This window comes from Companilactobacillus paralimentarius DSM 13238 = JCM 10415 (assembly GCF_001434985.1).
Taxonomy (GTDB): Bacteria; Bacillota; Bacilli; order Lactobacillales; family Lactobacillaceae; genus Companilactobacillus; species Companilactobacillus paralimentarius.
In genome coordinates this window covers 1-5,778 of record NZ_AZES01000050.1, presented here as the reverse complement: position 1 = coordinate 5,778, position 5,778 = coordinate 1, and the positions used below count along the sequence as shown (strand labels likewise).

Sequence of the window (5,778 nt, the reverse complement as noted above, 5' to 3'; positions counted from 1 at the left end):
ATGGTCTAACTGTTAACTTGAACCGCCATCAACTTGATTTGACGAACAGCCAAATAAAATAAACAGCGTCTATTTAGAGACATAACGTAATACGTTAGCTCTAAATAGGCGCTGTTTTAAATTATTCGAAATAAGCAATAAAAAAAACATTATCTAGTCACGCTAGCAGCTTTATGGATACTCTAAATTTTTTCTTAACGGTTTATCATTGAAAAACAACTGGCCTAGAATAACTCTCTTTCTAACTTAAAGTCTTTTAGTTGAACATATGCTATAAACAAAGTAATTAGGAATAGAATACTAATTACATATAATGATGACATTGAGAACTGCATTTTGGCAGCCTCTGCCATTAATTTATTGGAGAACATCGGAAACATATCGCGTAAAGCATGTAGAAGAATGACTATCGAGAGATTTTTAGTCTTAACGTAAATCGTACCGAACAATAATCCAATCGCTGCAGCAAAGATTACTTGTCCAGAAACATATCCTATTGGCATGGATTTTAAGTTCATTGTATGGATCAGCCCAAACATAACGCTGGAACCAATAACTGCTCCTAAAACATTATTGTGAAATAATTTTAGAAATAAGCTCACTAAAAGTCCTCTGAAAATATATTCCTCTGCTAATCCAACCAAAAGACACAACACGATGATTCTCAATTTAATTGCTAAATCAGTTGCTGTCAATGTTGCAGAATCCAAAACTGCAATCAGAATTATAGCAGGCATCGCAGTATATAATTGTGCTGACCAATTTTTAGAGTTGAACCAATTGATTTTTTGTTGAAAAAAGAACTTGTTCAATAAGAAAGCTATAACAAATACTAAGATGTCGCTTAACATTTGCCAATAACTGCTGACTGTATGTTTCTTAACGACAAAAGCTAAGATAAACATGACAGCCGGAAAAATTAGACTGGCCACGATAATCTTTGCCAGGTTACTTTTTATAAATTTCATGGGCTCTCCTTAAAAGTTGTTATATTTTAATTATATAGAAAAAGTTCTTGACATGAAACGCGTTCGATAAACTATTCTTTAATCGTTGAGATACGAGTTACGCAAAACCTCATCTTTTGTTAAAAGCTCACCCTTCACGTATTTCACAACAAGCCAAAATATTTATTTGTTAAAAAAGCTCATCCGTCAGCGGGATGAGCTTTTTAGTATTGCTAGTATTTGATTAACTTTTTTATCGGTAACTGTTTCTCCCTTGTAGTTCCAAGAAAGATTTAAGGTCACTTGGCCTTGCCTAGTTTCAACGATTAACAGACGCTCCGAACGATTGATAGGTTGCTTCAGAGTGCCCCCAATAATGTTATGACTGTTCATTAAATTTACACCATCAATAATTGAAAAAGACTGAATCTCTGATAGTGGTATAAATTTATCTTGTTGTAAAAATGGTAGGTAAATTAATCTTACCTTTTTGTTCCAAGTTCCATCATCAACATAATATATTCCTTTAGTAGTGATTGTCCACCCGCCATAGAAATGTTTCAGCGACCATGGGTAAATCAACATACTATCGATTAAAAACCCTACTATGCCGCATAAAATCGACATCAACGGTTCATTGGGGAAGATCGAAATAACCACTACGCTCACTGCTATGCCAAAAAATATACTGCCTAACAGTGGTTTGAAACTGATTTTTTTAGCGAATCTCAATTCATTTTCCATATCAATCACCTTGACTGTTCATGACTACACTAAAGATAGAACTAATTGCCTGAATAATCCAAAAATAAGTTTCAAAAATAGACATTTCGTAACTCTTGGCATAAAAAAATAGTTTGATCTAATTGACCAAACTATCATTTTTATTTCTTAGGATTTCGTTTAAAGGCTCTGCGAACAACTTGAAAGAACGTTAAGGATTTTACAATATCCTCAGGCTTAACATAAACTCTAATTGCCCTTAAAACTCTCTTAGGATCTTTTGAGGAAAAAGTAAACATACCGTTCTTTTTTGTTTGAATAGCATAACGTGGAATCCATTTACCACCAAACATTACTGAAACGACGACTTGTTTAACTTCTGTCCATGGGATCTGAATATAGTTTGAAACATCACGGTCATCGTAAAATTCAAATCCTTTATCTCCGATTATGATTTTTCCATAATCAGTCAATCCTAAATGAGAAGTTCCTTGAATAACCAAATCCGACTTTGTATTTAATGATTGAACCATCTGACCGCTCCTTTGTTTTGTTAAAAATATTATACGGCGGAACTTATTTATTATCAAAAGTACGATAACTTTTGCTCTAATGAAAATGAGACATCAACTCAAAAACGAATTGATGTCTCATTTTTAATTAGTAAAACTTTTTGAAAGTCTCAAATTATTACATAACATGTAGAACGTGTAGAAGAACACCTACAACGAACAAGCCAAGAATAATAACGATTGGAGATACTTTCTTCTTTAGTAACCACATGCAGAACAATGTTAGAAGCAAAGCAGCTAAACCAGGGATCAATTGATCCAAGTTATCTTGCAATGTTGTTACTTTATGAGCAGTCAATGATAGACCAGCTTTTTGTTGAATCAATGCTTGTTTGATACCTTGTGCACCTGATGGAATCTTTGACCAGTCAATGTATGCACCCTTAGCCAACTTAACAGTTGAAACTGTTGGTGTAAACTTAACAACAACCCAACGGTTGATCAATGAACCTAGGATAAACATACCTAGAATTGAAGCACCCTTAGTAATGTCTTGTAGGACACCACCGGAAACGTCATCTGTAATCTTAGAACCGGCTTTGTAACCAAGCTCTTGTGTGTACCACATGAAGGCCATACGAATAGCATTCCATGCAACGAAGTAAATAATTGGTCCAAGAATATTACCAGTCATAGCCAATGAAGCAGCCAAAGCACCAATAATAGGCTTAACAGTGAACCAAAACACAGGATCACCAATACCAGCCAAAGGACCCATCATACCAACTTTAACACCTTGGATTGTAACATCATCGATAGCGGCACCGTTTGCACGTTCCTCTTCCAATGCCATTGTTACACCAAGAATAGGTGATGAAAGGTATGGATGACAATTAAAGAATTCCATGTGACGCTTTAAAGCAGCAGCACGATCTTCTTTTGTCTTATATAATTTTTTCAAAACTGGAATTAATGAATAAGTCCAGCCACCGTTTTGCATACGTTCGTAGTTCCATGAACCTTGGAGGAACGTTGAGCGCCACCAAACGGAGATTCTATCTTTTTTAGAAATTTTAACTTGATCTGCCATTTTTATGTGTTCTCCCCTCTTAATAGTTATCTATTATGTCGCCGACTGGATCACCGGTGTTGGAGCTACCTCCACCATCGTTTGAACCGCCATTGCCACCTGATTTAGATAATTTCAAGTAGATGAGCGCCATAGAAATACCGATAGTACCAAGACCAATAAGTGTTAGATCTGTAACTGTAGCAAGTACGAAACCAATAGCGAAGAATGGCCATACTTCACGACTAGCCATCATATTGATAACCATTGCGTAACCAACAGCAACAACCATACCACCACCGATTGACAAACCATCTGTCAACCAAGTAGGCATAGCATCTAGTAATGATCTAACGGGGCCAGCACCGATTGCAAGAATCAATGCAGCAGGAATAGCGATACGTAAACCTTGCATACAAATAGCAACATATTGCCAGAAATCAATTTTAGCAAAACTACCTTCTTCAGCAGCCTTATCCATAATATGAACAATACCAGTTGCCAATGTACGACATAGAATTGTTAGAAGTAGTCCGGCAACAGCCAAAGGAACAGCAATAGCAATAGCTGAACCAACACCCTTTTGTCCTTTACCACCAAGAACAAGAATAATAGCTGAAGCGACAGATGCCAAAGCGGCATCAGGTGCTACGGCAGCACCGATATTAGCCCAACCTAAGGCGATCATTTGTAGTGATCCACCAAGGATAAGACAAGGTAATAATTGACCTGTAACTAAGCCGATTAAAGTACATGCGATAACTGGTTGGTGAAAATGGAATTCATCCAAAATACCTTCCATACCAGCTAGGAATGATACCAAAACGACAAGAATAATCTGAATAGCATTTAATTGCATGATTATTAATCCTCCGTTTTATTTCTTATATAAATATAAAAATTAAATCCCTATTTATTTTTATTTAATTCTGCTTGGGCTTTCTTCATAATATTATCAAGATTGTCCTCAGAATCTGTTGGAACCTTACGAACATCAAACTTGATGCCTTGTGATTCCATCTTCTTGAATGTATCAATATCGTTTTGATCAAATGCCAAAACTTTATTAGGTTGAACTTTACCAACTGAGTGAGCCATTGAACCAACATTGATAGTCTTCAATGGAACTCCACCCTCGATAGCTTTTTCAACATCTTGTGGTGTTTCGAACAATAGTAATGCACGTTCGCCACCGAAATGTTTGTCATCCTTTGCGATCTTGATCATTTGATCAATTGGAATAACGTGAGCGTGAACACCAACTGGTGCAGCTTGCATAATCAATTGTTTACGCAAGTCATCCTTTGCAACATTATCTGAAACAACAATGATACGTGTTGGTGAAACTGATTTTGACCATGCAGTAGCAACTTGACCATGCAATAGACGTGAATCAATACGAGCCAAAACATATTTCAATGAACCAGGTTTACCACCTGAAACAGTTTGTTTAGGAGCAGCTTTAGGAGCAGCATCCTTAGGTTGTAGTGATTCTGGACGAACCTTTACACCATCTTTTGCTGTTTCAATAATGTGAGCAGCAATTTCATGTGCTGAGTTCATTGACATACGTGAAGCGTAGGCTTCAATTAACATAGGTAAGTTAAGACCTGCAACAATAGCCCACTTATCCTTATGTGCCTCGAACAAACCATTTACTTGGTTGAATGGTGTTCCACCCCAAAGGTCAACAAGGAACAAAACTTGTTCTTGGTCTTCCAATTTGGAAATAGCATCTTCCAATTTTGCCTTAAGGTCATCAGGCCCCATGCTTGGTTGCAATGTAACGGATTGAACATCTTTTTGTTCACCGAAAATCATTGATCCAGACATCTTAATGCCGTCGGCAAAGTCACCATGGCTTGCAATAATAATTCCAACCATGTTTCTTCCTCCTTATGTTTTATATAATTAAAACGCTTACTTCGACCACCCATTATGGTCGCCTAAAAAATAGAATAATATCCTAATAAACCGTTTTAATTGAGTTCACCCTTCATGTGAACCCTTACATAATATCATTTTTTCAGAAAAAAAAACAGTCCTTTTAAAAAAAAGTCTAGACCACAATCAAATTAAACTATCTTTGTGATTTTTGGAAATTTCTTTCTGTCCATTTGGCATATTAATCAGAACTGTTTTGACAATGTTTTTAATTTTTCCTTCTTTACTTAGCGATTTTATTTTTGTTATTTTTGTCCATTTTTATAGTTGTTTGTGATATTTGAAAGTAGATCATTATTTTCACTGGTTTTCAATTATAGTGTTGTTAAAGCCCTAAATAATGGTAATTGTCTGATATATTTGCATATAAATATATCTTTATAATAAGTTTTTTCACTTGTTACTTTTATGTGACACACCACCGTATCGCTTTTTACTATAATTCACCTCTGTAATTTTTTTTAATGAAACGAATAATATTTACAGTAAATGGTCTGTACCAATAATAGTGCATTAATTATTTTTAAATATGACGAATTTACAATTGAAGTGCAACGAGTAAGAAGAAAATAAAAAAGAACTC

Annotated in this window: 6 protein-coding genes; all 6 read right to left on the bottom strand. The window is 35.5% G+C overall.

Annotated features, from left to right (window positions below):
* Positions 1–224 precede the first annotated feature (224 nt).
* Positions 225–968, bottom strand: coding sequence for a CPBP family intramembrane glutamic endopeptidase (locus tag FD33_RS05220; RefSeq protein ID WP_025086324.1), 744 nt, complete (start codon positions 966–968; stop codon positions 225–227).
* A gap of 186 nt (positions 969–1,154) precedes the next feature.
* Positions 1,155–1,691 (bottom strand): hypothetical protein, encoded by a 537-nt coding sequence (locus FD33_RS05215; RefSeq protein ID WP_025086325.1) that lies wholly within the window; start codon positions 1,689–1,691, stop codon positions 1,155–1,157.
* Positions 1,692–1,831: 140 nt separating this feature from the next.
* On the bottom strand, positions 1,832–2,203 hold the full coding sequence (locus tag FD33_RS05210) for a DUF956 family protein (protein WP_025086326.1): 372 nt from the start codon (positions 2,201–2,203) through the stop codon (positions 1,832–1,834).
* Positions 2,204–2,360: 157 nt separating this feature from the next.
* The gene (locus FD33_RS05205) at positions 2,361–3,272 is read right to left on the bottom strand and encodes a PTS system mannose/fructose/sorbose family transporter subunit IID (protein WP_025086327.1); all 912 of its coding nucleotides are present in this window, start codon (positions 3,270–3,272) and stop codon (positions 2,361–2,363) included.
* 19 nt (positions 3,273–3,291) lie between these two features.
* Positions 3,292–4,110, bottom strand: coding sequence for a PTS mannose/fructose/sorbose transporter subunit IIC (locus tag FD33_RS05200; protein ID WP_025086328.1), 819 nt, complete (start codon positions 4,108–4,110; stop codon positions 3,292–3,294).
* Positions 4,111–4,160: 50 nt separating this feature from the next.
* Positions 4,161–5,135, bottom strand: a complete 975-nt coding sequence (locus FD33_RS05195) for a PTS sugar transporter subunit IIB (RefSeq protein WP_025086417.1) — start codon at positions 5,133–5,135, stop codon at positions 4,161–4,163.
* Between the last annotated feature and the right edge of the window lie 643 nt (positions 5,136–5,778).

Coding starts and splice junctions, on each gene's coding strand:
- FD33_RS05220 (WP_025086324.1), bottom strand. CDS start 968: ATGAAATTTATAAAAAGTAACCTGGCAAAGATTATCGTGGCCAGTCTA.
- FD33_RS05215 (WP_025086325.1), bottom strand. CDS start 1,691: ATGGAAAATGAATTGAGATTCGCTAAAAAAATCAGTTTCAAACCACTG.
- FD33_RS05210 (WP_025086326.1), bottom strand. CDS start 2,203: ATGGTTCAATCATTAAATACAAAGTCGGATTTGGTTATTCAAGGAACT.
- FD33_RS05205 (WP_025086327.1), bottom strand. CDS start 3,272: ATGGCAGATCAAGTTAAAATTTCTAAAAAAGATAGAATCTCCGTTTGG.
- FD33_RS05200 (WP_025086328.1), bottom strand. CDS start 4,110: ATGCAATTAAATGCTATTCAGATTATTCTTGTCGTTTTGGTATCATTC.
- FD33_RS05195 (WP_025086417.1), bottom strand. CDS start 5,135: ATGGTTGGAATTATTATTGCAAGCCATGGTGACTTTGCCGACGGCATT.